Genomic DNA, 26,182 nt, shown 5'->3' on the forward strand with positions numbered 1-26,182 from the left:
GGGGTGGTGGGGCTCTTGGATAGGCCGAGTTCCTTGGCGCCCCCCTCTGTCCTGCCGGACATCTCCCCCTCAAGGGGGGAGATTGGACGTCATCTCCGCTTTCGCCAATTTTCGACGCCCAATGAAAAGCGCCGATCGAGCGAACTGCCAATCTCCCCCCTTGCGGGGGGTGAGGAGTGGTCCGCGCAGCGGACGGAAAGCCAATTGCTTGGCTTTCCGAACGACGAACGCCCGGAGCGACGGCGAAGGGCCGGGTCCGGCAGGACAGAGGGGGGCGCCGCAGGGTGCCGTCATCTATCGTTGGCATTGTTGCTTACAGCCGCATCGCTCGTATTGCCCGCCCCCGCCTGCGCACACGCCTCCGACCGGGGCCACGTCCTGCTGTTGCCGACCGGCTACTATCTGGTTGGAGGCGCTTTCGCCGTGGCGATCAGCTTCCTCGTCCTGGCGCTGCTGCCGGCGGCTTCGCTTGACCGCTTCTGGCGCCGATGCCTGCCGCTGTTCACCTTCGGCGAGAGCGCCCGCGCCGCCATCAGCCTGATATCCTTTGCCGGCTTTGCAATTCTCATCGCCGCCGGCCTTTTCGGCAGCCGCGACCCGCTTTCAAACCCGCTGCCTCTGGTGATCTGGACCCTTTTGTGGGCCGGCGTCACGCTGTTGCAAGGCCTCTTCGGCGATCTCTGGTCATGGCTGAACCCCTGGTATGGACCATGGCGTATCGCCTCGCGCCTGTTCGGGACCGGGACATGGCGCCTGCCCCGATGGCTCGGTTGCTGGCCAGCGTTCATCCTGTTTTTCGCCTTTGCCTGGTTCGAACTCATCGATCCGGCGCCCGACGATCCGGCGCGGCTGGCATATGCTGCCGGCTTCTATTGGCTGCTCACCCTCATTGCCATGCTGGCATTCGGCTATCGCGGCTGGAGCCGCGGCGGAGAATTCCTGACGGTCTTCTTCTCCATGGTGGCGCGTTTCGCAATTGTGGTACGGAACGAACATGGCCGGCTTGCCCTGTGCTGGCCGGGCGCCAAGCTGCTGGCCGCGGAGCCCTTGCCGGCCAGCGGCATGGCTTTCCTGCTGCTCGCCCTGTCGTCGGTGTCCTTCGACGGCCTGTCGAAAACCTTCTTCTGGCTCGGCCTGTTCGGCATCAACCCGCTCGAATTTCCCGGCCGCACGGCGCTGATCGGCAGCGGCACTTTCGGGCTGATCCTGACATTCGCGCTGCTGGCGGCGGTGTTCCTGCTTGCCGTCTGGCTCGGCCAACGTCTTGCCGGCAGCGACCACATTCTTAACCAGGCGGCCGGTCAGCTGGTGTGGTCGATCGTGCCGATCGCGCTTGCCTATCACATTGCGCATTATCTGACGGCGCTGCTCGTCGACGGCCAATATGCGCTTGCGGCACTTTCCGATCCGTTCGCGATGGGCTGGAACCTGTTCGGCACCGCCGATATGCAGATTGAGGCCGGCATCGTTGCGGGGGCGGACTCTGCGTGGTGGCTGTGGAATATCCAGGCTGGCGCCATCATCCTGGGCCATGTGCTCGCCGTCCTCGTCGCTCACGGCTTCGCCTGGCGCCTGCACCCACAGCCCTCCCGCGCGGCCCTCAGCCAGTTCCCGCTTACCTTGCTGATGATCGCCTACACCGTCTTCGGCCTCTGGTTGCTTGCCACGCCGACTGTCGGATGAGAAAGGCGACCAGCATGCCTTCGGGGAAAGCCCGCTTGCCACGTCGGGGCTTTGGTGATTTAGTTTGTACACATGCGATTTTTTGCCTCGTTGCAGCCAGTCAAAACTCAAAAACAGGGGAACTGCCGTGACTGACAAGAATGGGTTTTTCGATCTCTCCAGATCCACGCTCACCCGCCGCACCGCACTGAAAGGTCTGGCCGCAGGCGCCGGCCTCGGCCTTGCCCCTGGCTTCGTCCGCTATTCCCAGGCGCAGAGTTCGGCGCCGATCAAGATCGGCTTCCAGTCGCACCGCACCGGCATCGGCGCTGCCTATGGCCGCTGGTACGAAAAGACCACGGCTGCCGCGGTCAAGGCGATCAATGCCGCCGGCGGCATCAATGGCCGTCAGGTCGAGGTGATCATCGAGGATGACGGCACCGATCCCGGCCGTGGCGCCGAGGTGGTCGGCAAGTTCGCCACCCAGCACAAGACCGACATCGTCTTCGGCACGCTGTTCTCGCATGTCGTCATCGGCTCGGCGCCCGCCGCCGGCGAAAACAAGATGCCCTATTTCGTCGTCAGCGAAGGCCATCACGTCGCCTCGACCAAGCTGAACCGCTATGTCTTCCAGCCCGGCATCACCGACGTGAAGAGCCAGATCCAGTCGATGGCTCCGTGGATCGCGGCCAACGCCGGCAAGAAGGTGACGCAGATCTTCCCGGATTTCGCCTTCGGCTACGACCACCGCGACTACCTGCCGCCGGCGCTGAAGGCGCAAGGCGGCGAGGTCATCGCGCAGATCGCCATCCCGCCGACGGAATCGTCCTTCACCAAGTATTTTCCGCAGATCCCGGCCGAGACCGAGGTAATCTACCACGTCATGGTCGGCCCGGCCGTGCTCACCTTCGTCAAGGAGCTTGGTGAGTTTTACGGCTCCAACCGGCCGCAATTGTTCGGCTTCATCGATTCGCTCGAAGCCACCGACATCAACAGCCCCGGCCTCGAATTCCTCGATGGCAGCCATTTCTGGGAAGGCTCGCCGCGCTATGCGCAGGCCGATGATTCCGAGGCGCAGAAGGCCTATCGCGCTGGTGTCGGCATCGACGACAATGGCGCCGCCGTCGGCGACCCCAAGGACGTCTCCACCGCAGCCCACATGTTCGGCTGCTGGGAAACGCTCTACGTCGTCAAGAAGGCGATGGAGGACGCCGGCTACAAGGGACCGGAAGACCGCGCCAAGCTGGTCGAGGCGACCGAGGCGCTGACCGAGTTCGCCGAAGGTCCGGAACATCCGCAGGGACCGAAGACCTTCAACGGCAAGATCCACCAGTGCTTTGGCATCCAGAACATCTCCAAGATCGAAGGCGGCAAGCTCAAGGTCGTGCACAAGACCAAGATCGAGGACGGACTTTACGAGGCCGAAGGGGATTATACGACGCAGGCGCTGTGAGCTGCTCCAGCACAAGCGTGAGCGCCAGGCCGCCCCCCTCTGTCCTGCCGGACCCGGCCCTTCGCTGTCGCTCCGGGCGTTCGTCGTTCGGAAAGCCAAGCAATTGGCTTTCCGTCCGCTGCGCGGACCACTCCTCACCCCCCGCAAGGGGCGCGATTGCGCTATCGCTGGGCGTGTAGCATGCACTTCGGTCCCCACCTCCTCCTCGCCGCCCTCGAAGGCCTCGTCACCTCAGCCGTGCTGGCGCTGACCGCGCTCGGCCTGTCCTTGGTGTTCGGCGTCATGCGGGTGGTCAATGTCGCGCATGGCGAGTTCTTCATGCTGGGCGCCGTGCTCGCCTGGGCGATCACCACAGCCATTGGCGGCCATCCCGCGCTCGGCTTCCTGGCCGCACTTGTGATTGCTCCGCTAATCGTCGGCGCCATTGCGCTGGTCGCCGAACGGCTGGTGCTGCGCCGGCTCAACTACAATCCGGAAGCCACCATCGTCGCCACCATCGGCATGCTCTACATCATCCAGCAGCTGGCGCTGACCTTCTACGGTCCGGAGGCGCGGCCGGTGGAGCCGCCGTTCAGCTACCGCATCCTTCTACCGTGGTTCGGCTACTCCGGCTACAAACTGTCTGTCATCGCCGCCTCCGCGCTGCTGCTCACCGCGACATGGCTGGTGCTGACGCGCACCAGGATCGGCCTCGTCATGCGCGCCACGCAGTATGACAGCGAGACGGCGCAGGCCTTCGGCATTCCCGTCGGCCGCGTCTATGGCGGCGTCTTCGCGCTTGGCGCCATGCTGGCGGCCATTGCCGCGGTGCTGATCGTGCCGATCAGCCAGGCGCACTACCTGATGGGACAGGACCCGCTGCTGCTCTCCTTCATCGTCGTCATCATCGGCGGCCTCGGCTCGCTGCGCGGCACGGTCGTCGCCGCCGTGCTGATCGGTCTCTCCGACGGCATCATCTCGATGTTCTTCTCGCCGACGCTGGCCAAAATCATCGCCACGCTGCTGGTCGCCATGGTGCTGGTGTTCCGTCCGCAAGGCTTGTTCGGGACGAGGTCGCGATGAGCGAAGCTTCGCCGGTAAAAGCCTATGCCCTGCATCTCGGCGTCGTCGCGCTGCTTTTCGTGCTGAGCTTCCTTCTGCCGGAATACTATCACGGCCTGCTCGCCCGCATCATGGTGCTGGCGGTGTTCGCCATGGGCTACAACATGCTGTTCGGCTATGTCGGCCTGCTCAGCCTCGGCCATGCCATGTTCTTTGCCGCCGGGCTCTATGGCGCCGGCCTTGCCGTCATCCAGCTCGGCTGGAGCGTACCAGCGGCGTTCGCCACCGGGCTTGCCTGTGGTGTTGTTGTGTCACTCGTGATCGGCCTGCTGGCGCTGCGCACCACGGGCGTCGCCTTCATGATCGTCACCATGATGTTCGCGCAAGTGTTCTACCTCCTCATCCTCTACTTCGCGACGTGGACCGGCGGCGACCAGGGCATGGTCGTGCCGCAGCCGGCCCGTGTGCTCACCTTCGGCGCGACGTCGCTCGAGCTCACCAATCCGACCGTTCGCTACATGACGGCGCTGGCGCTGTTTTCGATCGTGCTTCTCGTCACATTGGCCATCGTCCGCTCCCGGTATGGCCGCGTGCTGGTCGCCATCCGCGAGAACGAAGAGCGGACGAAGATGCTGGGATACGACACTTTCTCCAACAAGCTCGCCGCCGTCGTCATCTCCGGCATCATCTGCGCCGGCTCGGGTGCCGCCTATGCGCTGCTGTTCGGCTATGTCGGATCGAGCTTCGCGTCGGTGCAGTATTCGATCCTGCCGCTGCTGTGGGTGCTGCTGGGCGGTGCTGCAACAACGCTCGGGCCGCTGATCGGCACGCTGTTCATGTACTATGTCATCGATATCACCAGCGGCTACACCTCCGCCTATCTACTGATTGTGGGCATCGCGCTGATCCTGCTTGTGCTGTTTTTCCCCAAAGGCATTCTGGGCAGCATTAGGCAGCGCTGGCTCGGGTGGCTGCCATGATGCCGCTTTTGACCACCAAGGGCCTTTCTCGCGACTTCGGCGGCCTGCGTGCCGTCGACCGTGTGGATTTCTCCTTGATGCCGGGCGAAATCCGCGCCGTGATCGGCCCCAATGGAGCGGGGAAGACCACCTTCGTCAGCTTGGTCAGCGGCCGCATCCAGCCGTCTGCCGGCATGATCGTCTTCGACGGCGCCGACATCACCAATCTGCCTGCCTATGTCAGGGTCCGCAGGGGGATCGCCTACACCTTCCAGCTCACCAGCGTCTATGCCAACCTGTCCGTCTACGCCAACGTCGCGCTGCCCGCGCAACTGACGCTGCGGCATGGCAGCCATTCCAGGAGCGCGATACAGGCCGCTGTCATGACCGCACTCGAACGCACCGGCCTGGCCGATCGCGCCCACATGCCGGCCGGGCAGTTGTCCTACGGCCATCAGCGCCTGCTGGAAGTGGCGATGGGCCTGGCGCTGAAGCCGCGCCTGCTGATCCTCGACGAGCCGACGCAAGGGCTGGCCGACAGCGAGATCGACAATTTCATCACCCTGGTGCGCGAGATCGCCAAGAACGCCACCGTGCTTCTGATCGAGCACAACATGCCTGTCGTCATGCAACTGGCCGACCGCATCACGGTCTTCAATGCCGGCAAGATCCTCGCCGAAGGCACGCCCGAAGCGATCCGCGAAAACGCGGCGGTGCAGGAAGCCTATTTGGGGACTGCCCCATGACCGAGGCAAACCAGGCCGAGGCCACGCCTCAAGCACTCACCATTTCGGGGCTCGACTGCTTCTATGGCGAGGTCCAGGTACTCTATGGCCTCGACCTGGTGCTGAACAAAGGCGAGGTGCTGTGCCTGTTCGGCCGCAATGGAGCCGGCAAGACGACGACACTCAAGGCCATCATGGGGCTGGTCCCCTCGAGCGCCGGCTCGATCAGGCTCGATGGCAAGGAGTTGACCGGCCTGCCGGCGCATGAGGTGCCCAAGGCCGGCGTCGCCTATGTGCCGCAGGGAAGGCGATTGTTCGCCGAGATGACGGTGGCGGAAAACATCGAGATCGGCCTGATGGCGCGCGGCAAGGGCAAGGCGACGCGTGAAAACGTGCTCGACCTCTTTCCATTGCTGCGCCAGCGGCTGCGGCAGCGTTCCGGCACACTGTCCGGCGGCGAACAGCAGATGCTGGCGATGGCGCGTGCACTCTGCCTCGAACCGCAGGTGCTATTGCTCGACGAGCCGACCGAAGGGCTGATGCCGTCGATGATCGCCAAGATCCGCGAGACGGTGTCGACGCTGCGTGACATGGGCGTGTCGACCATCCTGGTCGAACAACGGGTCGATGCAGTGCTTTCTGTCGCCGACCGCGTTGCCTTCGTCGAAAACGGCCGCAACCGCGAGACGGTCGATGTCCAAGAACTGCGCGCCGATCCGTCAGCGGTGCGCCGTTATGTCGGCGTGGGTTGATCAGCCGAAGAACAGAAAACCCGCTATCAAAAATGTCGGGATCAGCACCAGGCCCGACCATGCCATATAGCCGAAAAAGCCCGGCATCTTCACGCCGCGATGTCGGGCGATGGCGTAGACCATGAAATTCGGCGCATTGCCGATATAGGTGTTGGCGCCCATGAACACGGCGCCGGCCGAGATCGCGGCAAGCGTCGAAGCGAACTCCGTCATCAGGTGCCGGGGGTCACCGCCGGCAAGCTCGAAGAACACCAGATAAGTCGGCGCATTGTCGAGGAAGGATGACAGCGCCCCGGTCAGCCAGAAATAGGCGAGATCGTTGGGCTGGCCGGAGGAAGAACTCACAAGCGACACCAGCGGCGCCAGCGCACCCTCATGGCCTGCCCTGAGGATGGCGATGACCGGCACGATGCAGATGAAGATGCCGGCAAACAATTTGGCCACCTCTGCTATCGGACCCCAGTTGAAGCCATTGGCCTCGCGGTATTCCTTGCGCGAAATGACAAGTGAAACGAGGGCGAGCGCCAGGATCATGGCGTCGCGCACCAGGTTCTGCAGTTCCAGGCTGACGCCGAACACGGAGAAGCTGACGCCCGGCTTCCAAGCCGCCGATAGCAGGATGGCGACGATCACCCCCGCCAGGAGCGGAAGGTTGGCCAGGCCGCGCAGGCGCACCTTGGTATCCGGTGTCGGGTCCTTGATCTTCGGCGCGCCAGCCTCGCGCCGGTGCAGGATGATGTCGATCACCAGAAAAATGCCCAGGACGACACCGCCGACGAACAGCGTCTCGTGCCAGAGGTTCGTCGTCGTCCAGAAGAAGTCGACGCCGCGCAGGAAGCCGACGAACAGCGGCGGATCGCCAAGCGGCGTCAGCGAGCCGCCGATGTTGGACACCAGGAAGATGAAGAAGATGACGACATGGGCGTTGAACGGCCTGTTATCGTTGGCGCGGATGATCGGCCGGATCAGGATCATCGAGGCACCGGTCGTGCCGATCACCGAGGCCAGCAGCGCGCCGACCAGCAGCAGGCCGGCATTCACCAGCGGCGTGCCGTGAATGTTGCCGGCAAGGAGAATGCCGCCGGAAATGGTGAACAGCGCAAACAGCAGGATGATGAACGACATGTATTCGGTGAGCAACGCATGCAGCACCGCTTCGGTCGCTGTGGGGACACCGAAGGCGACCGCCAGCGGCAGGACCACCAGAGCGCCCCAAAGGGCCGCGATCTTGCCGTAGTGATGCTCCCAGACATGAAGAAACAGCAGCGGACCAGTGGCGATCGACAACAGCAGCCCGGCAAAGGGCAGCGCCCACCACAGCGACATCGAAGCGCCGGGCAGGCCGTGTTCCTCCGCCCCGAAAGCCTGTGCCGGAAACAGCACGGCCACGACGATTGCCGCTTTCGTCGCGACCCACAAAAAGCCCCTCTTGTGCCTCACGATCCGTCAGTCCGACAAAGGGTCTTCGAGCCTCACGCCGGCGTCGCGCATGCGCTGCAGCATGGCATTGAGCGAACCGTTGAGATCGATGCCGCGGCAGGCATCCAGCCGCACTGTGGTTTTGAAGCCCTGGCTGACGGCATCCAGCGCCGAAAAGCCGACGCAGAAATCGGTCGCCAGCCCGACCAGGGTCAGCGTGTCGATGCCGCGCTCCCGGAGGTAGCCGGCAAGGCCGGTCTGGGTCGTGCGGTCGTTCTCGAAGAAGGCCGAGTAGCTGTCGATATCAGGCCGAAATCCCTTGCGAATGACGAGCTCGGCCTTGGTCCAGGCGAGGCCGGAATGGAAATCCGAGCCCAGGCTGCCCTGGATGCAGTGGTCCGGCCACAGCGTCTGCTGGCCGTACGGCATTTCGATCATGGTGAAGGGCTGCGCGCCCGGATGGCTGGAAGCAAAGCTGGAGTGACCGGCGGGATGCCAGTCCTGCGTCAGCACGACATGGTCGGTTCGCCGGATCAGGTCGTTGACCAGCGGCACGATCTCGTCGCCGCCGGCAACCGCCAGCGCGCCGCCGGGACAAAAATCGTTCTGCAGGTCGATGACGACAAGCGCTTCGTCGGCCATGGGCTTTCCTCTTCCGTATGCAGGCTCCAGTGCCGCTGACGCGACCGGACGCAGAAACTTGACCAGATGGCCGGCCGCGTCAACCTCTCAAGCCATAACAAATGCGTGCCGGCGGCGCCGCGGCAAACTCCGGCTTTGACAAATCCTGCCAGCTTGATATCATTTGCATACGAATGAATTTTCCGACCCCTGTGCTGGAAGGATCTTTCTAAGTACCAGCTCTGGAAGGCCTCTTTTCGGGAAGGCAAAGCGTGATCCGTTACGCGAAACCCACCTCGGTCGACGAAGCGCTCGCTTTGCTTGGCGAGGGCGCCTGGCGCATCCTTGCCGGTGGCACCGATTTCTATCCGGCACAGGGCAGCAAACCGATCCGCGACAATGTTCTCGACATTAACGGCCTGGCGGCGCTTTGCGGCATTGCCGAGACGAGCGACCATTTCGTCATCGGCGCGCGCACGACCTGGACCGACATCGTCCGCCATCCCTTGCCGCCGGCCTTCGAGGCGCTGAAGCAGGCGGCGCGAGAGGTCGGCTCGGCGCAGATCCAGAACGTCGCCTCGGTCGCCGGCAATCTCTGCAACGCCTCGCCTGCCGCCGACGGCGTGCCGGCCCTGCTCGTCCTCGATGCCGAGGTCGAGCTGCGCTCGGTGGCAGCGACGCGGCACCTGCCGTTGCAGGACTTCATTCTCGGCAACCGCCGCACGGCTCTGCTGCCCGGTGAGATGGTCACGGCGATCCGCGTGCCGAAGCCCAGCGGCACGTCGGCTTTCGTCAAGCTCGGCGCCCGGCGCTACCTCGTCATTTCCATCGCCATGGTGGCAGCACGTCTGGCCGTCGACAATGGCACCGTCCGGCAAGCGGCGGTCGCGGCCGGCTCCTGTTCGGTGGTGGCCAAGCGGCTGGCCGGCGTCGAAGCCGCGTTGTGCGGGCTGCCGGTGGATGGCGAGCTTGCCGATGCGGTCCTGTCCGCGCCGATGAGCGAACTGTCGCCGATCGCCGATGTGCGCGGCAGCGCCGAATACCGGCTCGATGCAGTGCGCGAGATTGTTGCCCGCGCCGTGCTTGCGGCTGTGGGGCGGACGACTGGCGAAGAGGTGGCGGCATGAGCCAGGTTCAACCTGACGTGCGTGAAGCAGTGCCCGACCTGGGCGCCGTTCGGCCTGCTCGCGGCCCGGAGCGCGTTGACATCGCCTTCGAGGTCAATGGCAGCGCCGTATCGGTCACTGTGCCGCCGCTGCGCCGGCTGTCCCTGGTGCTGCGCGACGAACTGGGGCTGACCGGCACCAAGGTCGGCTGCGATGCCGGCGATTGCGGCGCCTGTACGGTGCTGGTCGACGGCGATCCCGTCTGCGCCTGCCTGATGTCGGCGGCGTCCGCTGCCGGCGCATCGGTGACGACCGTGGAAGGGCTTGCCAACGGCCGGCTGTCGGCGTTGCAGGCCTCTTTCCTCGCCCATGGCGCTGCGCAGTGCGGGATTTGCACGCCCGCCCTGTTGGTTGCGGCGACGGCTCTGCTGGAGAAGAAGGCGAGCCCCACCGAGGTCGAGGTACAGGACGCGCTCGGCGGAATTCTGTGCCGCTGCACCGGCTACCGGAAGATCATTGCCGCAGTGATGGATGCCTCCCTGCAGGCAGCAAGCCTGGATTTCCGCTTGCCCCGGTCAGGCCACGCGATCGGTTCCTCGCCCATCCGGCTCGACGGCGTGCCGAAGGTCACCGGGGCTGAGAAATTCGGCGGCGATTCTTTCCCCGCCGATGCGCTGGCCGTGCTGGTGGTCCGCTCTCCGCATTACCACGCCAGCTTCGCCTTCGGTGACCTCGATGGCTGGGCGAAGGCACATCCCGGCGTTGCCGGCGTCTTCACCGCAGCCGACATTCCGGGAAAAAATTGTTTCGGCGTCATCGGCCCGTTCGCCGACCAGCCGGCACTGGCCGAAGGGTTTGCCCGCCTTCGCGGTGAGGCGGTGGCGTTGGTCGCTGGCGAGCGCGAGGCGATGCTCGATATCGACCTCTCGGATTTTCCGATCCGCTGGACCGAATTGCCGCATGTTCTCCAATCCTGCGAAGCGCGCGCCGGCGGTGCCAAGCTCATCCATGAGAACAGACCGGCAAACCTGCTGACCTCCGGCTTCGTCGAACGCGGCGATCCGGAAGGGGCCCTTGCCGGTGCAGCGTTCACGGTTTCCGGCGTCATCGACACCTCCTATGTCGAGCACGCCTATATCGAACCGGAAGCCGGCTATGCCTATGTGGACGGCGACACGCTGGTCGTCGTCGCCTGCACCCAGGCGCCCTATATGGACCGCGACGAGACGGCGAAGGTGCTCGGCCTTGCCGTCGACAAGGTGCGTATCGTGCCGACCGCGACCGGCGGCGGTTTCGGCTCGAAGCTCGACGTCTCGCTGCAGCCGCTGATCGGCCTTGTGGCGATGAAGACAGGGCGGCCGGCGGCACTTGCCTACACCCGCACCGAATCGATGATGTCGACCACCAAGCGCCATCCGGCCGAGATGAAGGCGACCATCGGCGCCGATGCCGACGGCCTTGTCACCGGCATGATTTTTGAAGGCGATTTCAACACCGGCGCCTATGCAAGCTGGGGCCCTACCGTGGCCAACCGCGTGCCGGTGCACGCCTCCGGACCCTACGCGACGCCGAACTACCGCGCCGAAGGCCGCGCCATCCATACGCATGGGCCGATCTCCGGCGCCTTCCGCGGCTTCGGCGTGCCGCAAGCGACGATCATGCAGGAGACCCTCTACGATGAGCTGGCCGGCAAGCTCGGCATGGACAGGCTCGATTTTCGCTTGAAGAACTGCCTTCGGAACGGCTCCGAAACGGTCACAGGACAGCTTCTGGACTCGGGCGTCGGCATTGCCGAATGCCTCGAATCGCTACAGCCGCATTGGGCGCGCGCGGCGGCCGATGCGGAGGCATTCAACAGTGCCAACACAGATAGAAAGCGCGGCGTCGGCGTCGCGTCCTGCTGGTATGGCTGCGGCAACACCTCGCTGCCCAATCCGTCGACCATTCGGGTCGGCATCGCGGCCGACGGCACGGTCATCCTGCACCAGGGCGCGGTCGATATCGGCCAGGGTTCGAACACGGTCATCGCCCAGATCTGCGCCGACGCGCTCGGCCTGCCGCTGGAGAGATTCCAGCTGAAGAGCGCCGATACATCAATTACTCCCGATGCCGGCAAGACATCGGCCTCGCGCCAGACCTTCGTCACCGGCAAGGCGGCCGAAAAGGCCGGCCGCGCCTTGCGTGAAAAGATTCTGCGTTTCGCCAATGTTTCGGAAAAAGCCGCTCTCCAACTCGACGGCCCGGCGATCGTCATCCGCGAGGGAGAAGCCACCCGCCGCATCGACCTCACGACGTTGGACCTGGATGCCCAGGGCTTCGTCTTCCGTGCCGAGGAGAGCTACGACCCGCCGACGCTGCCCCTCGATGCCAAGGGCCAGGGCAAACCCTACGCCGTTTACGGCTATGGCGCGCAGATCGCCGAACTGGAGGTCGATCTCAAGCTCGGCACGGTGAAGCTCATCAAGATCACCGCCGCGCATGATGTGGGCAAGGCGATCAACCCGCTGCTGGCCGAAGGCCAGATCGAAGGCGGTATCGCGCAAGGCATCGGCATGGCGCTGATGGAAGAGTACATCCCCGGCCGCACCGAGAATCTGCACGATTATCTCATCCCGACCATTGGCGACGTGCCGCCGATCGAGACCATCCTGATAGAAGTTCCGGATCCGGAAGGACCCTTTGGGGCCAAGGGTTTGGGCGAGCATGTGCTGATCCCGACGGCGCCGGCAATCCTCAACGCCATCCGCCACGCCACCGGCGTTCTGATCACCAAGGTTCCGGCGACGCCGACGCGTATCCGCGCTGGCATCCGCGAAAAAGATGGCATCCGCGAAAAGGAGGCACGCCGATGAGCGAGCTTGCCGAACGCTTCGAGACCCATGATCCCGGCGAGAAGCTGGTTGCGGAGAAGATCCGCTGCGATGCCTGCCCGGTGATGTGCTACATATCAGATGGGCGCACCGGCGCCTGCGACCGCTACGGCAATGTCGGCGGCAGGATCGTGCGGATGGACCCGCTGACCATCCTCGACCATGCGGCCGAGACCGGCGCGGCAATCGTGCCGTTCGTCGCCGAGGGCGAACAATGGGACGGCGAACTGGTCAACACCGGCCGCCGCTTCGTTACCGCAATCGGCGCCGGCACCACCTATCCCGACTACAAGCCGGCGCCGTTCATCGTCAGCCAGGAAGTCGAAGGCGTCGATCTCGTCACCGTCGTAACGGAAGGCATTTTTTCGTACTGCGGCGTCAAGGTGAAGATCGACACCGACCGGCATATCGGACCCGAGACGGCTATTGTGCGATCGCAAGGCGAGGCAATCGGCCATGTCACGACGGGCGAGTATGGCTCGCAGATGCTGTCGCTGGGCGGCGTGCATCATCTGACCGGCGGCTCCAAGGCGGAGGGCCGCGCCACCTGTGACGCGCTGCTCAATCTGTGCAACCGCAAGCCGGTGGAACTCGCCATCGACGGCGGCGCCGCCATAACAGTCGAAGCCGGCAAAGCGCCTGTCATCGACGGCAAGCAGGAACATCGCATGCGCGTCGGCTGCGGCTCGGCGACCATCGGCATGTTCGCCACGCAATGGCGCGGCCTTGTCGACGAGGTGGTGGTGGTCGACGACCACATCACCGGCGTCGTTTCCGAGCATCAGGCCGGCAAGGTGCTGGGCTGGCAGGACACAGGGATAAAGATCATCGGCCGCCGTTCGACGCCAGGCCGCTATTTCAAGGTGTCCGAGCCAGGCCTCGGCTGGGGCGGCACCAGCATTTCAGACCCGCTGTCGATCCTTGGCGAGTGGAACGCCAAAAAGGGTGCGCGGCCGGGCCTGTCGCTGCTGATGGTTTCGACCACCGGCGAGCAATTCGCCTATTACGAGCTCGACGACGAGTTGAAGCCGGTGCAAAAACCGTTTCCGGAACGGCTGCAAAAGTCGGTCGGCCTGATCGAGGACAATTGCGAGCCGGCTTTGTGCACGGTGCTGTTCATCGGCGGCGCCGGCGGTTCGTTGCGCGCCGGTGTCACCGAAAACCCGGTCAATCTCACCCGCTCGGTTCAGGGCCTGACCACCTATGTCACAGTCGGCGGCGCGCCGGTCTATGTCTGGCCGGGCGGCGGCATCACGCTGATGGTCGATGTCACACGGGTGCCGGAAGGCGCCTTCGGCTATGTGCCTACACCGGCGCTGGTGGCGCCGATCGAATTCACGCTGCGCCGCGACGACTATGTCAGGCTCGGCGGGTACGAGGCGGAGATCCGCAGCGTCGAGGATATTGTCGCAAAAGGCGGTGAGTACCTGAATCCGCGCCGCGGCACAGGCGCCGAAACCAACAATCCATGGCCGCCACTCGCGCAGCTACGTCGTGCCGGCTCGAACGGGACCGGGTGATGCAAGGCCCGCAAGCGCATTGGCTGCAGGACGGCAAGCGGCTGCATCTCAACCACGGGCCGATCGACCTGATCGTCGAGGTTTTTGGTGAGGCGGATGAATGCCGCCGAGCCTATGAACAGGCCATAGCGCGGTTCCAGACAATCCTGGTGGAGCTGGTCGAGGAACTCCCCGAATTGCGGCTGCCGGCGTTTTTCCTGGCGCCGCGCACCTTCGCCGGCCCGACGGCGCGCCGCATGGAGGCAGCCGTCATGCCCCTGGCGGAATGCTTTATAACTCCGATGGCGGCCGTCGCGGGATCGGTAGCCGACGAAATGCTCGCCGCATTGCTTGCCGGTCGCAAGATCGAGCGCGCCTATGTCAACAATGGCGGCGACTGCGCGCTCCATATCGGCAAGGGCCAGTCGATGGGTCTGGCGGTAGCCGGTACCGGCAACGGCATGGCCGACCGGATCACGATCCGCGCGGAAGATGGCGTTCGCGGCGTCGCCACCAGCGGTTGGCGTGGCCGCTCCTTCTCGCTTGGCATTGCCGACGCCGTCACCGTTCTGGCGCGGACCGGCGCCGAAGCCGATGCGGCGGCGACGCTCATCGCCAACGCGGTGGACCTGCCCGGCAATCCCGCCATCAAGCGCATTTCCGCACACGAACTGTCGCCCGACAGCGATCTCGGCTCGCGGCTGGTGACGCAAGGCGTCGGCACGCTTGCCCTTGGCGAAGTGGCGCGCGCGCTGGACAATGGCCTTGCCGTCGCCGAAGATTTTCGCCGCCGGGGGCTTATTGCCGGGTCGGCGCTGTTTCTCGGCGGCGAGATCCGCATCAGTGGCTCGGTTGCGCTTGCCGCGCCCAACGAAACTTCGAGGGAGGAAGTTGCCCATGCCTGAGTTTCCGATCCGCAAGATCGCGGTTCTGACCGAAGAGATCTTTCACGAGGGCGGGCCGGTGGCCAAGGTGCCGCGCCGCCGTGCCGCCGCCATGGCGCTGGTAAAGAACCCGTTCGCCGGGCGCTATGTCGAGGAGCTGCAGAGCGCCATGGACGATCTCAAGCCGCTCGGCCTGCTGCTCGCCGACCGGCTGATCGCGGCGCTCGGCGGCGACGTCAAGCAGATCGACGGCTACGGCAAAGGCGCCATTGTCGGCACCGCAGGTGAGCTGGAACACGGCGCCCTCTGGCATGTGCCCGGCGGCTACGCCATGCGCGAGCGGCTCGGCGACGCCAAGGCGATCGTGCCGTCGGCCAAGAAGGTCGGCGCTTTCGGTTCGAAGCTCGACGTGCCGCTCGGCCACATCAACGCCGCCTATGTGCGCAGCCATTTCGACGCCATGGAAGTCGGCATGTCCGATGGTCCGCGCCCCGACGAGATTCTGTTCTGCCTCGCCATGACTTGTGGCCCGCGCATCCACGATCGCATGGGTGGTCTCGCGGCCGATGACATCAAAGCCTGGGATGGGCTGCGGTGAGCGGCGAGGACAATCTGCTCAAGCTGGTCGAGGTCGAGGCGCCGGACGACCAGGATTACCTCCTGCAGGAGCAGGTCGGCTTCATCCTGCGCAAGGCGCATCAGCGCCATGTCGCGATCTTTGCCGCGCATATCGGCGATCTGACGCCGCCGCAATTCGCGGCGTTGGCCAAGCTGCGTGACGTCGGCGAGACCTCGCAGAACCAGCTCGGCACGCTGATCGCGATGGATGCGGCGACGGTGAAGGGCGTCATCGACCGGCTGAAGGCGCGCGGCCTGGTCGAGCTTTCCAGGCACGAGGTCGACAAAAGACGGCTGCTGGTCAATCTGACCGCGGCAGGCCGCGATGCCATCGAGCGCCTGATCCCGCTGGCGCGCGAGATCACAAAGGAGACGCTGGCGCCGCTCTCGGCCAAGGAGATCGCCACCTTCATGAAGCTGCTGGTGAAGCTGGCTTAGACCCGCCGGGCGCCAAAGGAGCACCCGGCAGGAAGTTTGCCTCAGAGGCCGTTGTCCTTCAGCACCTGGGCGGCGTTTTCCTTGGTGATCTTCTCGGTTGGTAGGGTAATGGTCTTTTCGACTTTCTCGCCGTTGAGGAACTTGATCGCCTGGCGCAGGCCTTCGGCACCGGGAGTGACATAGGTGAAGGTCGCCGTCAGCTCGCCCTTGTTCACCATCTGCACGCCTTCATTGGGCAGGCCGTCGATACCAATGAACTTGATGTCCTTCTCGCGGCCGACATCCTTGGCGGCGAGATAGGCGCCATAGGCCATCGGGTCGTTGTGCCCGTAGACGAGATCGATCTTCTCGTTGCTCTTCAGCGCGTTGGCCATCAGATTGTAGGCCTGGTCCTGCTTCCAGTCGCCCGATTGCTGGTCAAGCAGATATTTGATGCCCGGCTCCTTGTCGGTGAATTCGTGAAAGCCGTCATGGCGGTCATGCGCCGGCTGGGTGCCCATGCCGCCCCAGATCTCGACGACATTGCCTGCAGCCTTGCCCTTGCCGCCCAGCAGTTCGACGGCATATTCGCCGGCCGCGCGGCCGATCAGCGCGTTGTCGCCGCCGACGAACTGCGTGTAGTCCTTGGTGTCGACATTGCGGTCGAGCACGAAGACCGGGATCTTGGCGTCGATCGCCTGCTGCACGACGCCGGTCAGGCCGGCCGATTCCTTCGGTGACACCAACAGCGCATCGACCTCCTGGCGGATCAGGTTCTCGACATCGGCGACCTGCTTTTCGGTCTTGTCCTCGCCGTCGGTGATGATCAGCTCGACCTCGGGGTGCTTGGCGGCTTCGGCCAGGATGTCCTTGTTGAACTGCGCGCGCCAGGGCTCGATGGTCGTCACTTGGGAGAAGCCGATCTTCCACTTCTTGTCCTGAGCGTAAGCGTTGCCAGTGGTCAGCAGCGCGGTGGTGGTCAGCAGTGCCGCGGTCACGGCGGCAAGCTTCAGCATGTCACGTCGTTTCATTTTTTGTTTCCTCCGAGATTGAGAGACGGTGTCTCTTGCGACGGCCGCTTTGCCGCGGCCGTTTCCTTGTGCGCCGATTGCCCGCCGGGCAGGCGCAGATAGGCCAGGAGATCACCGGCATTGCGCTCCTGCACGAGCACGGTGCCGATGATGATCATCCCCTTCAGCACCAGCTGAAGGTTCGAATTGATGTTGTGGAGTTGCAGGATGTTGGAGAGCAGACCGAAGATCAGCACGCCGCAGAACGTGCCGATGAGGCTGCCGCGCCCGCCCATCAGGCTGGTGCCGCCTATGACCACAGCGGCAATGGCGTCGAGCTCCAGCCCGGCGCCGGCATCCGGCTTGCCTTGCCGGTACTGCGCAACATAGAGCACGGCGGCAATGCCGGCGAGCAGCCCGGAGACAGCATAGGTGGCGATCTTGACGCGGCCGGCGGCGATGCCGGAGAGGCGCGCCGCCTCCTCGTTGCCGCCGATGGCATAGACATAGCGGCCGAACGGCGTGAAGCGCAGCACCGCGCCGTAGATCACGATGGCGCCGAGGAAGAACAGGCCCGGCATCGGGATGATGCCGAACACCAGCGAGCGCAGGATCTCGAAATCGGCGGTGGCGTTGGAGCCGGTATAGACCGGCAGCACCGCATTGTTCTGGCCGGCGGTCAGCCGTGCGATGCCGAGCGCCGTCACCATCATAGCCAAGGTGACGATGAAGGGCTGCAGCCGTCCGGCAACGATGATGAAGCCGTTGAGCGCGCCGAACAGCAAACCAACGCACGGCGCCACCAGCAGCACGCCGAGCACGCCGAATTTCGGCTCGATCTGCGGCAGCAGAAACCACAGCGACAGGCAACACAAGACCACGCCGACGACGGCGGGCGTGATCAGGCCGCGAATCCCGTCCAGCCTGATCTCGCGGACGAGATCGGCGCCGGCACGGGACTTTGCCAGGTTCTGGAAGATGAAGCGGGTGACGACGAAACCGAGGCAAAGCGCCACCAGCGCGACGGTCGGCACGCCCAGCACGACGCCCGGCGTCACGCCTGGGACCGTCAGCAGCATGGCACAGACCACCGAGCAGATGGCCATCAGCGAGCCGACGGAGAGATCGATGCCGCCGGTGATGATGACAGCCGTCATGCCGGTGGCGATCAGCCCGGTGGTCGAGACCTGGCGCAGCACGTCGAGCAGGTTGCCGTAGGAGAGGAAGATGTTGTTGCCCTTGGAACTCATCGGCGAGCCCAGCACGCCGATCAGGAAGATGGCGATCAGGCCCCAATAGAGCTTGGTACGGGACAGGAGTTTCAGGGCAGTCATGCGGCTGGTCTCGATATGGTCCTGCGCGGGGCGGCGAGACGCATGATGGCCTCCTCGCTGGCCGCATCGCGGGAAAGAATGCCTGTCTGGCGGCCATCGGCCATCACCAGGATGCGGTCGGAGAGATGCAAAAGCTCCGGGAGTTCGGAGCTGATGACGGCGATGGCCAGTCCATCGCGCGCCAGCTTGAAGATCAGGTCGTAGATCTCGCGTTTGGCGCCGACATCGATGCCGCGCGTCGGCTCGTCCAGCAACAGCACCCTTGGCCTGGTCGCCAGCCACTTGCCGATGACGACCTTCTGCTGGTTGCCGCCGGACAGCGTGCCGGCAGGCTGGTCGATGTCCCGGCAGCGGATGCCGAGCGCCTTGACCGCCTGCCGCGCCAGCCCCTGCTCGGCGGCCAGCGAGCGGATGCCGAAGCGGGACAGCGACCCGACCAGCGGCAGCGCGACATTGTCTGCGATCGAAGCCTGCAGATGCAGGCCTTGCGTCTTGCGGTCCTCGGTGACCAGTGCAATGCCCAGCCGCCTTGCGTCGCGGGGCGAACGGATATCCACAGGCCGGCCGTCGACCTGGATTTCGCCACCGGTGCGGCCATCGCTCGAGCCGAAGATCGCTTCCAGGATCTCGGTTCGGCCCGAACCCAGCAGCCCGCCAATGCCGAGGATCTCTCCGGCGGCAAGATCGAAGCCAACGCCGTCGATCACCGTGCGCCAGCCATGCGCATCGGGCTTCGAGAGCGACAGGTTTTCGACCGAAAGCACAATGTTGCCGCCGGAGTGGCGCTCTTCCTGGGAGGAAGCGAGCAGGTTGCGTCCGACCATCGCCGAAATGATCGCATCTTCGTCCAGCCTGGCCATCGGCTCGGTCAGTACATGGCGGCCGTCGCGAAACACGGTGACGCGGCTGGCCAGATGCATGACCTCGTCGATGCGGTGCGAGATGTAGACGATGGCGACACCGCTCTCGGCAAGCTGGCGGATGATGCGGAACAGCCGCTGGCATTCGGCCGGCGACAGCGCCGAGGTCGGCTCGTCCATGATCAGGATGCGTGCCGACATCGACAGCGCCTTGGCGATCTCGACCAGCTGCTGCTCGCCGACACGCAGGGCACCGACGCGGGCTTGCGGATCGAGCTCGATGCCGAGCCGCTGCAACAAAGCGCCCGCCGCGCGGCTGCTTGCCTTGCGGTCGACAATCAGCCCGGCGATCAGCTTCTCGCGGCCAAGGAAGATGTTGTCGGCGACGCTGAGTTCAGGCACCAGGTTGAGCTCCTGATGAATGATGGCAATGCCGGCATCCTCGGCGTCGCGTACGCCAGCGAAATTGACAGGGTGGCCATCGACGCTGACCGTGCCTTCATAGCCGGTGTAGACGCCGGAGAGGATCTTCATCAGCGTCGACTTGCCGGCGCCGTTCTCGCCCATCAAGGCATGAACCTCGCCGCGCCGCAGCTCGAAGCCGACATCGACCAGGGCGGCGATGCCGCCGAAGCTCTTGGAAATATGCTCGGCGCTCAGAACGGTGTCCGACCGATCGGCAGCGCCGTGCTGCGGGGAAAGGGAACTGCTCTCTCGCATGACAATGGCGGCCTCCCTTCCGTCCTCGTCAACTTCCCGCAAACGCTAATCTAAACGTTTCGATCATGTCAAGCTGATATGAGGTGCCGCATGTTTACTGCATTTCGATTCTTGCTAAAAAGGACAGGATTCCGTACGTATTGGCCGGCAAGGGTGGCGAAACGTTTCGAAAATGACAGCATCAGGGCAAAAAAAGCACCGGAAATCCACCGCGCCCACCATGCTTCATGTGGCTGAAGCGGCACGTGTGTCTGTCGCCACCGTTTCGGCGCTGATCAATGGCACGGCGACGGTCAGTCCGGAGCTTAGCCAGCGCATCGAACAGGCGATCCGCGATATCGGCTACAAGCGCAACGCGATCGCCCGCAGCCTGAAGATGGGCACGACCCGCACGATCGGACTGACCGTGCCGCACATCACCAACCCATTCTTCACCGATGTCGTCTCGGTCATCCAGCAGGCCTTCGACCGGGCCGGCTATGCCGTCATGCTGTGCTGCACGGACGAGGATTTGAATACCCAGGACGATCAGATCAAGCTGCTGCTCGACCGCATGGTCGACGGGCTGATCGTGGCGCGCGTCGGCGACGGCGCGATCCTCAAGCGGATCGTCGACGACGCCAACGTGCCGGTGGTGCTGCTCGATCGTATCTGCAAAGGCGTCGACACCGATGCCGTGGTGCTGGACAACCAGCGCGCGGTGTTCGACGCCATCACCTATCTGATCAATCTCGGCCACCGGCGCATCGGTTACATCACCGGCACGTCGGACATTTCGCCGATGCATGACCGCATGGCGGGATATCGCGAGGCGCTTCACGCCGCCGGCTTGCCGATCGCGGAGGAGCTGATCCGCTTCGGCAATTTCCACGAGATCGACGGCTACAATGCGACCATGCAGATGCTGTCCTCGCACGATCGGCCAAGCGCGATCTTCTCGGCCAACAACCCGATGGTGATCGGCACCATGAAGGCGATCCGCGACATCGGCCTGTCCTGCCCGGAAGACATTTCAGTTGCCTGCTTCGACGACTTTCCATGGTCAGACGTGTTTCAGCCGCAGCTGACCACGGTGGCGCAGCCGGTGCAGGCGATCGGCGAACAAGCGGCCAATCTGCTTCTCGACCGTCTCGCCGGCAACAGGGACGCGCCGCCGCGCAAGCTTTTGCTCAAGGGTCGGCTGATGATCCGCAATTCCTGTCGCCCGCTGGGGGTGAAGGCGCAGAGCGTGAGCGCGTAGTCTTTCGCCCGTATAGTCCTATCAGGACTTGTCAGGCCGCCTGCGACAGCGATTTGTGCGCCTCGGCCAGGATCTCGAACGACCGTACCCGCGCCGCATGATCAAAAATCTGCGCGGTGACCATCAGCTCGTCGGCGCCGGTGCGGCGCACGAAGGCATCGATGCCTTGCCGCACCGTTTCCGGGGAGCCTACGACGGCGCAGGACAATGCCTGGCCCAGCATGGTCTTTGCCATCGGATCGAGATCGCGGTCATAGTTCTCGACAGGTGGCGGCAGCCGTCCGGCCCGGCCGGTGCGCAGATTGACGAAAGCCTGTTGCAGCGAGGTGAACAGCAAACGAGCCTCGGCATCGGTGGGCGCGGCAAAGACGTTGAGGCCAAGCATGACATGCGGTTTGTCGAGCTGCTCGGAGGGTTGGAAGCGCGAGCGGTAGACATCCAGCGCGTGATCCAGATCCGCCGGCGCGAAATGCGAGGCGAAGGCATAGGGCAGGCCGAGCATGGCGGCAAGCTGCGCGCCGTAGAGGCTGGAGCCTAGGATCCAGACCGGCACGCCCTGGCCTTCGCCGGGCACGGCACGGATGCGTTGGCCTTCCTCGGCCGGCTGGAAATAGCCCATCAGCTCGACGACATCCTGCGGGAAATTGTCGACCCCGGCCTCGAGATTGCGGCGCAAGGCGCGGGCGGTACCCATGTCGGTGCCGGGCGCCCGGCCGATGCCGAGATCGATGCGGCCCGGATGCAATGCGGCCAGCGTGCCGAACTGCTCGGCAATCACCAGCGGCGAATGGTTGGGCAGCATGATGCCGCCGGCGCCGACACGAATGGTCTTGGTGCCGCCCGCGACATGGGCAATGACGACGGCTGTGGCGGCACTGGCAATACCCGGCATGTTGTGATGCTCGGCCAGCCAGAAACGCTTGTAGCCCAGGCGCTCGGCATGGCGGGCAAGATCGAGCGAGTTGGCCAGCGACTGCGAGGCATCGCTGCCTTCGACGATCGGCGACAGGTCGAGAACGGAAAGAGCGGTCATGGGTGGGATCCTGTGTCAGGACCGCATGTAGGAAGCATCCGGCGGCGCCGCAAATTCAAAAATATTGATCAGCCTTTGACAGCTTCGGGGTCGGCGATGTCGTCCTCCTCGACGACAACCGCGTGCTGCGCGGCGAGAAAATTGCCGACATGGCTGAGCCCATCGAAATGATCGCAGAACACCTTGATGACGACCAGCAGCGGCACCGCCATCAGGGCGCCGACGAAACCCCACAGCCATGACCAGAAGGCGATGGCGATAAAGATCGCCACGGCGTTGATCTCGAGGCGCCTGCCGACCACCATCGGCGTCACGAACTGGCCTTCGACGATGTCGCACAAGATCACGAAGGCCGGCGCCAGAAGCGCGTAGAAGATGGTATCGAAGCTGATCAACGCCATGACCGTGACAAGCACGATGGTGATCAGTGCTCCGACATAGGGCAGGAAATTGAGCAGGGCGGCAGCAACGCCCCAGACCAGCGGATTGGGCACGCCGAGCGCCCAAAGACCGAGAGCGATGACCGTGCCGAGGCCGGCATTGATGATGGTGACGGTGAGCAGATAGTGCGAGATTTCGCGTTCGACGTCATAGACGACGCGCAGCGCCCGCTTCTTTTCGCTGAGGCTGGCGAAGGACTGGATGATCTTTTCATAAAACATCGTGCCGGAGGCGAGCAGGAACAGCGACAGCACGAAGATGATGGTGAGGCCTGTTCCCGCCGACAGGATGTTGCTGGCGGCCGCCGACAGGATGCCGGACTGCGCTACCGCCACCTTCTGAATGCCCGACTCCTGCGAGGTCTCGGTCAGTTGTTCGATCTGATGCGAAATCTGCATGATCTTCTCGAGCGGCTGTCGCAATTGCGCCAACCGTTCGGTGAGCTTCTGGCCGATCGACGAGGTGTTGTTGATAAGATCGATTATCGGGCCACTGAGCAGATAGCCGGCGGTGGCGAACACACAGAGGGACAACAGCACCAGAAGGGTTGCCGAGATCACTTCCGGGATACCGTGCTTGCGCAGCAGCCGGACGATCGGCGTCAGCGTCAGCGCCAGCAGGAAAGCCAGAAGCACTGGCATGAAAAAGGCGCGGGCGAAGTAGAGCGCGTAGATGGCCATGAACAGGAAGATGCCGATCAGCAACGAGCGCATCAGACGCGTGTCGGCGCGAGCCGCGGCGCGCGAATCCGGTTCATCGGAAATGTCCAGACCCCAGGCTGTGGGTTCGGTTTTCATGGTCACCCCCTCAAGCCGGCGCCCCTTCGCACGGCAATCGCCTCCATGAAACGCAGAGTTACGGGCGAGGGTTCCATGAGCCGGCTTCGGGATTGAGGCCGCTCGCGCCGGCTCCGGGTCAGGCTGCCGGCGACGTGACGGCTGTGGCGGGCTTGGCTGTTTCCTTGCGAACGATCGGCGCCACCCTGGTGCCGTAGAGTTCGATCGCCTTCATGATCTTGGCATGCGGCATGGTGCCGATCGCCATCTGCAGCAGGAAGCGGTCATTGCCGAAGATCTTGTGCTGGGCGACGATCTTTTCAGCCACTTGCTCGGGACTGCCGACGAACAGGGCGCCTGTGGGGCCGCGCGACTGGTCGAAATGCGCCCGCGAGGTCGGACCCCAGCCGCGCTCGCGGCCGATGCGATTCATCACTTCCGCCTGCGGGCCGTAGAAATCGTCCGCCGCCTGCTCGGTCGTCTCGGCGATGAAGCCGTGCACGTTGATGCTGGTGGCAAGGCCCGCCGGATCACTGCCGGCGCGCTTGGCGGCTTCGCGGTAGAGATCGAACAGCGGCGCGAAACGCGCCGGCTCGCCGCCAATGATGGCGAGCGCCAGCGGCAGGCCGAGCGCGCCAGCGCGGGCGGCAGACTGCGGCGTGCCGCCAATGGCGATCCAGACCGGTAGCCTGTCCTGGAAGGGCCGGGGATAAACGCCGCGATCGTTGATCGGCGCACGCAGATTGCCCGACCAGGTGACCTTCACGCTGTCGCGGATGGCAAGCAGCAGATCCAGTTTTTCGGCGAACAGCTCGTCATAATCCTCGAGGTTGAAACCGAACAGCGGGAAGGATTCGATGAACGAGCCGCGCCCGGCCATGATCTCGGCGCGGCCGCCCGACAGAAGATCGAGCGTGGCAAATTGCTGGAAAACGCGCACCGGGTCATCGGAAGACAGAACGGTGACCGCGCTGGTCAGCTTGATGCGCTTCGAACGCTCGGCCGCCGCGGCCAGGGCCACGACCGGTGCGGAGGCGGCATAGTCGGGCCGGTGATGCTCGCCGAGGCCGAAGACGTCGAGGCCGACCTGGTCGGCCAGCTCGATCTCCTCGATCAGGTTGCGCAGCCGCTCATGCGGGCCGATGGCACCGGGGCCCGGCTGTGGGCTGACGTCGGCGAATGTGTAGAGACCGAGTTCCATTTGATGTCATCCTGGTGTTGGGTTTTCGGGTTAGACGTAGCGACGCCTCAGCCGCGCCGCCAGTGGGGCGGACGGTGAACAGTGCATGTCGGTTTCGGCTCTATCTCTTCGTCGCCATTCCGGACGGAAAACCGCTTCACACTTTTCCTGGAATTGCTCCAAAGGCGTCTCCCGAGTGCAACAGCCGACAATTTCATGGCTGCCATGCCGTTTTGGCGCTTGAACTCTCGGTTTTCGCGCGTATGTAAGCGTCGCGAATTGACTTCAGGGAAGTGGACTTGGCTATCTACAGGGAAAAAGACGTTTTCGAGCGGCGCAATGCCGCAAACGAGGCAAAGAAGGCGCTCCTCGAGCGCTTCAAGGCAAAGCCGGCGGCGGATGATCCCGCAGTGCTGGCGCGGCAGGCTGAACGCAAGGCTATCCTTGCGGCCCGCGAAATCCGCGAGGCCGAAAAGGCCCGGCTGAAGCAGGAGAAGCTGGCACGCGAAGCGGTCGAGAAGGCCGAGCGCGAGGCAGCAGCCGAAGCGGCACGTATCGCCGCCGAGGAAGCTGCACAGGCCGAGGCCAAGATTCGGGAATCCGAAGAGAACGAGCGCATCGCCCGTCTTCTGGCCGACGAAGCCGAACGCAAGGCCAAGCGTGACGCGCGTTATGCGGCACGCAAGCAGCGTACCGGCAGGACGCCTCCGGGCTTCTCCGCCCGCTAGCTCTCGGCTACGGAGCAATCTGCTTCGAGAATCAGGGTCGCCTCGCAGCGGCCCTGAACGTGTTTGTCCCATGCATGTCGCCCTGGTCCCGGCTCTGGGAGGACGACATGCGCAAACCAAGAGACCTAAGCGTTACCGTCAGGCGGCGAACTTCAGCCCCATGATGCCGCAGACGATGAGCGCGATGCAGGCCAGCCTGATCGCGGTGGCCGGTTCGCCGAGCAGCCAGATGCCGAGCAGTGCCGTACCGACGGTGCCGATGCCGGTCCACACCGCATAGGCGGTGCCGACGGGCAGCGCCTTCAGCGCCAGGCCGAGCAGAGTGAGGCTGACGACCATCGAGGCAACGGTCAGCACGGTCGGCACCAGCTTCGAGAAGCCATCGGTGTATTTGAGGCCGATTGCCCAGCCGATCTCGAACAAGCCAGCGAAAAAGAGAAGAATCCACGACATCGACAACGCTCCATCAGAGCATCGGACCCGAAAGGTATTTCGGCGCCCGACGATCAGTCAAACAATGGCGGGTCGTCCCGTCCGGATTTGGGGAAGCGCGAGGTCGTCCCCGCCACGCCAATATAAGAATTTCGGGCGCTCGAGCAACAGCGACCGGCAACAAGTGTCGCCGGCCGTAATCTTATTGCGAAGTGGATCGCCGGACCTACTTGTCCTTGAGCTTCATCGCCTTGACCGGCGGCGCCTTCAGCGCCGGAGCCGGAGCGGGCTTCTTGGCGTCCTTCTTCGGCTTGCGGGCTTCCTTGCCTGCCTTCATCGCACCTTTAGCCATGATTCGTTCCTCCTGATGTGAGAAGCCAAGTGAAACAAGAGAACCGCCCG

24 protein-coding genes are annotated in these 26,182 nt (G+C 64.2%); 14 read left to right on the forward strand and 10 right to left on the reverse strand.

Going from position 1 to position 26,182, the window contains the following annotated elements; genetic code table 11:
- Positions 1-15: 15 nt before the first annotated feature.
- The 6 genes from AC0L2D_RS12015 (at position 16) to AC0L2D_RS12040 (ending at position 6,592) form a co-directional block, all read left to right on the forward strand.
- The gene (locus AC0L2D_RS12015) at positions 16-1,683 is read left to right on the forward strand and encodes a hypothetical protein (RefSeq protein WP_473541124.1); all 1,668 of its coding nucleotides are present in this window, start codon (positions 16-18) and stop codon (positions 1,681-1,683) included.
- Between the two features lie 127 nt (positions 1,684-1,810).
- On the forward strand, positions 1,811-3,115 hold the full coding sequence (locus AC0L2D_RS12020; RefSeq protein WP_473541125.1) for an ABC transporter substrate-binding protein: 1,305 nt from the start codon (positions 1,811-1,813) through the stop codon (positions 3,113-3,115).
- Positions 3,116-3,295: 180 nt separating this feature from the next.
- The gene (locus tag AC0L2D_RS12025) at positions 3,296-4,177 is read left to right on the forward strand and encodes a branched-chain amino acid ABC transporter permease (protein WP_013528443.1); all 882 of its coding nucleotides are present in this window, start codon (positions 3,296-3,298) and stop codon (positions 4,175-4,177) included.
- Positions 4,174-5,136, forward strand: coding sequence for a branched-chain amino acid ABC transporter permease (locus AC0L2D_RS12030; RefSeq protein WP_473541126.1), 963 nt, complete (start codon positions 4,174-4,176; stop codon positions 5,134-5,136). The genes AC0L2D_RS12025 and AC0L2D_RS12030 overlap by 4 nt, the downstream gene beginning before the upstream one ends.
- Positions 5,133-5,861, forward strand: coding sequence for an ABC transporter ATP-binding protein (locus AC0L2D_RS12035; RefSeq protein ID WP_063169740.1), 729 nt, complete (start codon positions 5,133-5,135; stop codon positions 5,859-5,861). The genes AC0L2D_RS12030 and AC0L2D_RS12035 overlap by 4 nt, the downstream gene beginning before the upstream one ends.
- Positions 5,858-6,592 carry an ABC transporter ATP-binding protein gene (locus tag AC0L2D_RS12040; protein ID WP_024502064.1) on the forward strand — a complete coding sequence of 245 codons (735 nt, stop codon included), beginning with the start codon at positions 5,858-5,860 and terminating at the stop codon, positions 6,590-6,592. Before AC0L2D_RS12035 ends, AC0L2D_RS12040 begins: the two co-directional genes overlap by 4 nt.
- On the opposite strand, the gene AC0L2D_RS12045 is transcribed toward AC0L2D_RS12040, so the two are convergent.
- Together AC0L2D_RS12045 and pncA are read right to left on the reverse strand one after the other, a co-directional pair.
- A complete protein-coding gene (locus tag AC0L2D_RS12045; protein WP_473541238.1) occupies positions 6,593-8,011 on the reverse strand; it encodes a sodium:proton antiporter in 1,419 nt (472 codons plus the stop codon). It lies immediately after the preceding gene.
- A 27-nt stretch (positions 8,012-8,038) separates the two neighbouring features.
- Complete coding sequence (pncA, locus tag AC0L2D_RS12050; RefSeq protein ID WP_013528448.1) at positions 8,039-8,653, reverse strand: bifunctional nicotinamidase/pyrazinamidase; 615 nt, start codon at positions 8,651-8,653, stop codon at positions 8,039-8,041.
- Between the two features lie 251 nt (positions 8,654-8,904).
- Between pncA and AC0L2D_RS12055 the strand changes: the two genes are divergently transcribed.
- From AC0L2D_RS12055 to AC0L2D_RS12080, 6 genes are read left to right on the forward strand one after another with little or no spacing between them, the layout of a single operon-like run.
- Positions 8,905-9,759: an FAD binding domain-containing protein gene (locus tag AC0L2D_RS12055; RefSeq protein WP_027161092.1), complete on the forward strand. Its 855-nt coding sequence runs from the start codon at positions 8,905-8,907 to the stop codon at positions 9,757-9,759.
- On the forward strand, positions 9,756-12,590 hold the full coding sequence (locus AC0L2D_RS12060; protein WP_473541127.1) for a molybdopterin-dependent oxidoreductase: 2,835 nt from the start codon (positions 9,756-9,758) through the stop codon (positions 12,588-12,590). The genes AC0L2D_RS12055 and AC0L2D_RS12060 overlap by 4 nt, the downstream gene beginning before the upstream one ends.
- A complete protein-coding gene (locus AC0L2D_RS12065) occupies positions 12,587-14,128 on the forward strand; it encodes a hypothetical protein (protein ID WP_063170955.1) in 1,542 nt (513 codons plus the stop codon). Before AC0L2D_RS12060 ends, AC0L2D_RS12065 begins: the two co-directional genes overlap by 4 nt.
- Complete coding sequence (locus tag AC0L2D_RS12070; protein ID WP_027161095.1) at positions 14,128-15,012, forward strand: UPF0280 family protein; 885 nt, start codon at positions 14,128-14,130, stop codon at positions 15,010-15,012. The genes AC0L2D_RS12065 and AC0L2D_RS12070 overlap by 1 nt, the downstream gene beginning before the upstream one ends.
- Positions 15,005-15,589 carry an amino acid synthesis family protein gene (locus tag AC0L2D_RS12075; protein ID WP_024502071.1) on the forward strand — a complete coding sequence of 195 codons (585 nt, stop codon included), beginning with the start codon at positions 15,005-15,007 and terminating at the stop codon, positions 15,587-15,589. The genes AC0L2D_RS12070 and AC0L2D_RS12075 overlap by 8 nt, the downstream gene beginning before the upstream one ends.
- Positions 15,586-16,047, forward strand: coding sequence for a MarR family winged helix-turn-helix transcriptional regulator (locus AC0L2D_RS12080; protein ID WP_013528454.1), 462 nt, complete (start codon positions 15,586-15,588; stop codon positions 16,045-16,047). The genes AC0L2D_RS12075 and AC0L2D_RS12080 overlap by 4 nt, the downstream gene beginning before the upstream one ends.
- Positions 16,048-16,088: 41 nt before the next feature.
- Here the strand turns inward: AC0L2D_RS12080 and AC0L2D_RS12085 are convergent, their stop codons facing one another.
- From AC0L2D_RS12085 to AC0L2D_RS12095, 3 genes are read right to left on the reverse strand one after another with little or no spacing between them, the layout of a single operon-like run.
- Entirely contained in the window at positions 16,089-17,057 is a 969-nt protein-coding gene (locus tag AC0L2D_RS12085; RefSeq protein ID WP_013528455.1) for a substrate-binding domain-containing protein, read from the reverse strand.
- Positions 17,054-18,370 (reverse strand): ABC transporter permease, encoded by a 1,317-nt coding sequence (locus AC0L2D_RS12090; protein WP_013528456.1) that lies wholly within the window; start codon positions 18,368-18,370, stop codon positions 17,054-17,056. The genes AC0L2D_RS12085 and AC0L2D_RS12090 overlap by 4 nt, the downstream gene beginning before the upstream one ends.
- Positions 18,367-19,950 carry a sugar ABC transporter ATP-binding protein gene (locus AC0L2D_RS12095; protein ID WP_127366601.1) on the reverse strand — a complete coding sequence of 528 codons (1,584 nt, stop codon included), beginning with the start codon at positions 19,948-19,950 and terminating at the stop codon, positions 18,367-18,369. Before AC0L2D_RS12095 ends, AC0L2D_RS12090 begins: the two co-directional genes overlap by 4 nt.
- 220 nt (positions 19,951-20,170) lie before the next feature.
- On the opposite strand from AC0L2D_RS12095, the gene AC0L2D_RS12100 reads away from it, so the two are divergent.
- Positions 20,171-21,190: a LacI family DNA-binding transcriptional regulator gene (locus tag AC0L2D_RS12100; RefSeq protein WP_063170953.1), complete on the forward strand. Its 1,020-nt coding sequence runs from the start codon at positions 20,171-20,173 to the stop codon at positions 21,188-21,190.
- 31 nt (positions 21,191-21,221) lie between these two features.
- Here AC0L2D_RS12100 and AC0L2D_RS12105 read toward each other — a convergent pair whose 3' ends face one another.
- The 3 genes from AC0L2D_RS12105 to AC0L2D_RS12115 form a co-directional block, all read right to left on the reverse strand.
- The gene (locus AC0L2D_RS12105; RefSeq protein WP_064992802.1) at positions 21,222-22,223 is read right to left on the reverse strand and encodes an LLM class flavin-dependent oxidoreductase; all 1,002 of its coding nucleotides are present in this window, start codon (positions 22,221-22,223) and stop codon (positions 21,222-21,224) included.
- A gap of 68 nt (positions 22,224-22,291) precedes the next feature.
- On the reverse strand, positions 22,292-23,461 hold the full coding sequence (locus AC0L2D_RS12110; RefSeq protein ID WP_473541130.1) for an AI-2E family transporter: 1,170 nt from the start codon (positions 23,459-23,461) through the stop codon (positions 22,292-22,294).
- A 118-nt stretch (positions 23,462-23,579) separates the two neighbouring features.
- Positions 23,580-24,641: an LLM class flavin-dependent oxidoreductase gene (locus tag AC0L2D_RS12115; RefSeq protein ID WP_013528461.1), complete on the reverse strand. Its 1,062-nt coding sequence runs from the start codon at positions 24,639-24,641 to the stop codon at positions 23,580-23,582.
- 278 nt (positions 24,642-24,919) lie between these two features.
- Between AC0L2D_RS12115 and AC0L2D_RS12120 the strand changes: the two genes are divergently transcribed.
- A complete protein-coding gene (locus tag AC0L2D_RS12120; RefSeq protein ID WP_013528462.1) occupies positions 24,920-25,348 on the forward strand; it encodes a DUF6481 family protein in 429 nt (142 codons plus the stop codon).
- A gap of 138 nt (positions 25,349-25,486) precedes the next feature.
- On the opposite strand, the gene sugE is transcribed toward AC0L2D_RS12120, so the two are convergent.
- Positions 25,487-25,801, reverse strand: coding sequence for a quaternary ammonium compound efflux SMR transporter SugE (sugE, locus tag AC0L2D_RS12125; protein ID WP_013528463.1), 315 nt, complete (start codon positions 25,799-25,801; stop codon positions 25,487-25,489).
- Positions 25,802-26,006: 205 nt separating this feature from the next.
- A complete protein-coding gene (locus tag AC0L2D_RS12130) occupies positions 26,007-26,132 on the reverse strand; it encodes a hypothetical protein (protein WP_013528464.1) in 126 nt (41 codons plus the stop codon).
- Positions 26,133-26,182: the final 50 nt, after the last annotated feature.

The organism is Mesorhizobium sp. WSM4833, from assembly GCF_055811095.1.

Excerpts from the sequence above, each read along its gene's own strand:
- AC0L2D_RS12085 (WP_013528455.1), bottom strand. The coding sequence starts at position 17,057 with ATGAAACGACGTGACATGCTGAAGCTTGCCGCCGTGACCGCGGCACTG.
- AC0L2D_RS12115 (WP_013528461.1), bottom strand. The coding sequence starts at position 24,641 with ATGGAACTCGGTCTCTACACATTCGCCGACGTCAGCCCACAGCCGGGC.
- AC0L2D_RS12100 (WP_063170953.1), top strand. The coding sequence starts at position 20,171 with ATGCTTCATGTGGCTGAAGCGGCACGTGTGTCTGTCGCCACCGTTTCG.
- sugE (WP_013528463.1), bottom strand. The coding sequence starts at position 25,801 with ATGTCGTGGATTCTTCTCTTTTTCGCTGGCTTGTTCGAGATCGGCTGG.
- AC0L2D_RS12090 (WP_013528456.1), bottom strand. The coding sequence starts at position 18,370 with ATGACTGCCCTGAAACTCCTGTCCCGTACCAAGCTCTATTGGGGCCTG.
- AC0L2D_RS12130 (WP_013528464.1), bottom strand. The coding sequence starts at position 26,132 with ATGGCTAAAGGTGCGATGAAGGCAGGCAAGGAAGCCCGCAAGCCGAAG.
- AC0L2D_RS12040 (WP_024502064.1), top strand. The coding sequence starts at position 5,858 with ATGACCGAGGCAAACCAGGCCGAGGCCACGCCTCAAGCACTCACCATT.
- AC0L2D_RS12025 (WP_013528443.1), top strand. The coding sequence starts at position 3,296 with ATGCACTTCGGTCCCCACCTCCTCCTCGCCGCCCTCGAAGGCCTCGTC.
- AC0L2D_RS12035 (WP_063169740.1), top strand. The coding sequence starts at position 5,133 with ATGATGCCGCTTTTGACCACCAAGGGCCTTTCTCGCGACTTCGGCGGC.
- AC0L2D_RS12070 (WP_027161095.1), top strand. The coding sequence starts at position 14,128 with ATGCAAGGCCCGCAAGCGCATTGGCTGCAGGACGGCAAGCGGCTGCAT.
- AC0L2D_RS12110 (WP_473541130.1), bottom strand. The coding sequence starts at position 23,461 with ATGAAAACCGAACCCACAGCCTGGGGTCTGGACATTTCCGATGAACCG.
- AC0L2D_RS12060 (WP_473541127.1), top strand. The coding sequence starts at position 9,756 with ATGAGCCAGGTTCAACCTGACGTGCGTGAAGCAGTGCCCGACCTGGGC.
- pncA (WP_013528448.1), bottom strand. The coding sequence starts at position 8,653 with ATGGCCGACGAAGCGCTTGTCGTCATCGACCTGCAGAACGATTTTTGT.
- AC0L2D_RS12030 (WP_473541126.1), top strand. The coding sequence starts at position 4,174 with ATGAGCGAAGCTTCGCCGGTAAAAGCCTATGCCCTGCATCTCGGCGTC.
- AC0L2D_RS12095 (WP_127366601.1), bottom strand. The coding sequence starts at position 19,950 with ATGCGAGAGAGCAGTTCCCTTTCCCCGCAGCACGGCGCTGCCGATCGG.
- AC0L2D_RS12065 (WP_063170955.1), top strand. The coding sequence starts at position 12,587 with ATGAGCGAGCTTGCCGAACGCTTCGAGACCCATGATCCCGGCGAGAAG.
- AC0L2D_RS12075 (WP_024502071.1), top strand. The coding sequence starts at position 15,005 with ATGCCTGAGTTTCCGATCCGCAAGATCGCGGTTCTGACCGAAGAGATC.
- AC0L2D_RS12105 (WP_064992802.1), bottom strand. The coding sequence starts at position 22,223 with ATGACCGCTCTTTCCGTTCTCGACCTGTCGCCGATCGTCGAAGGCAGC.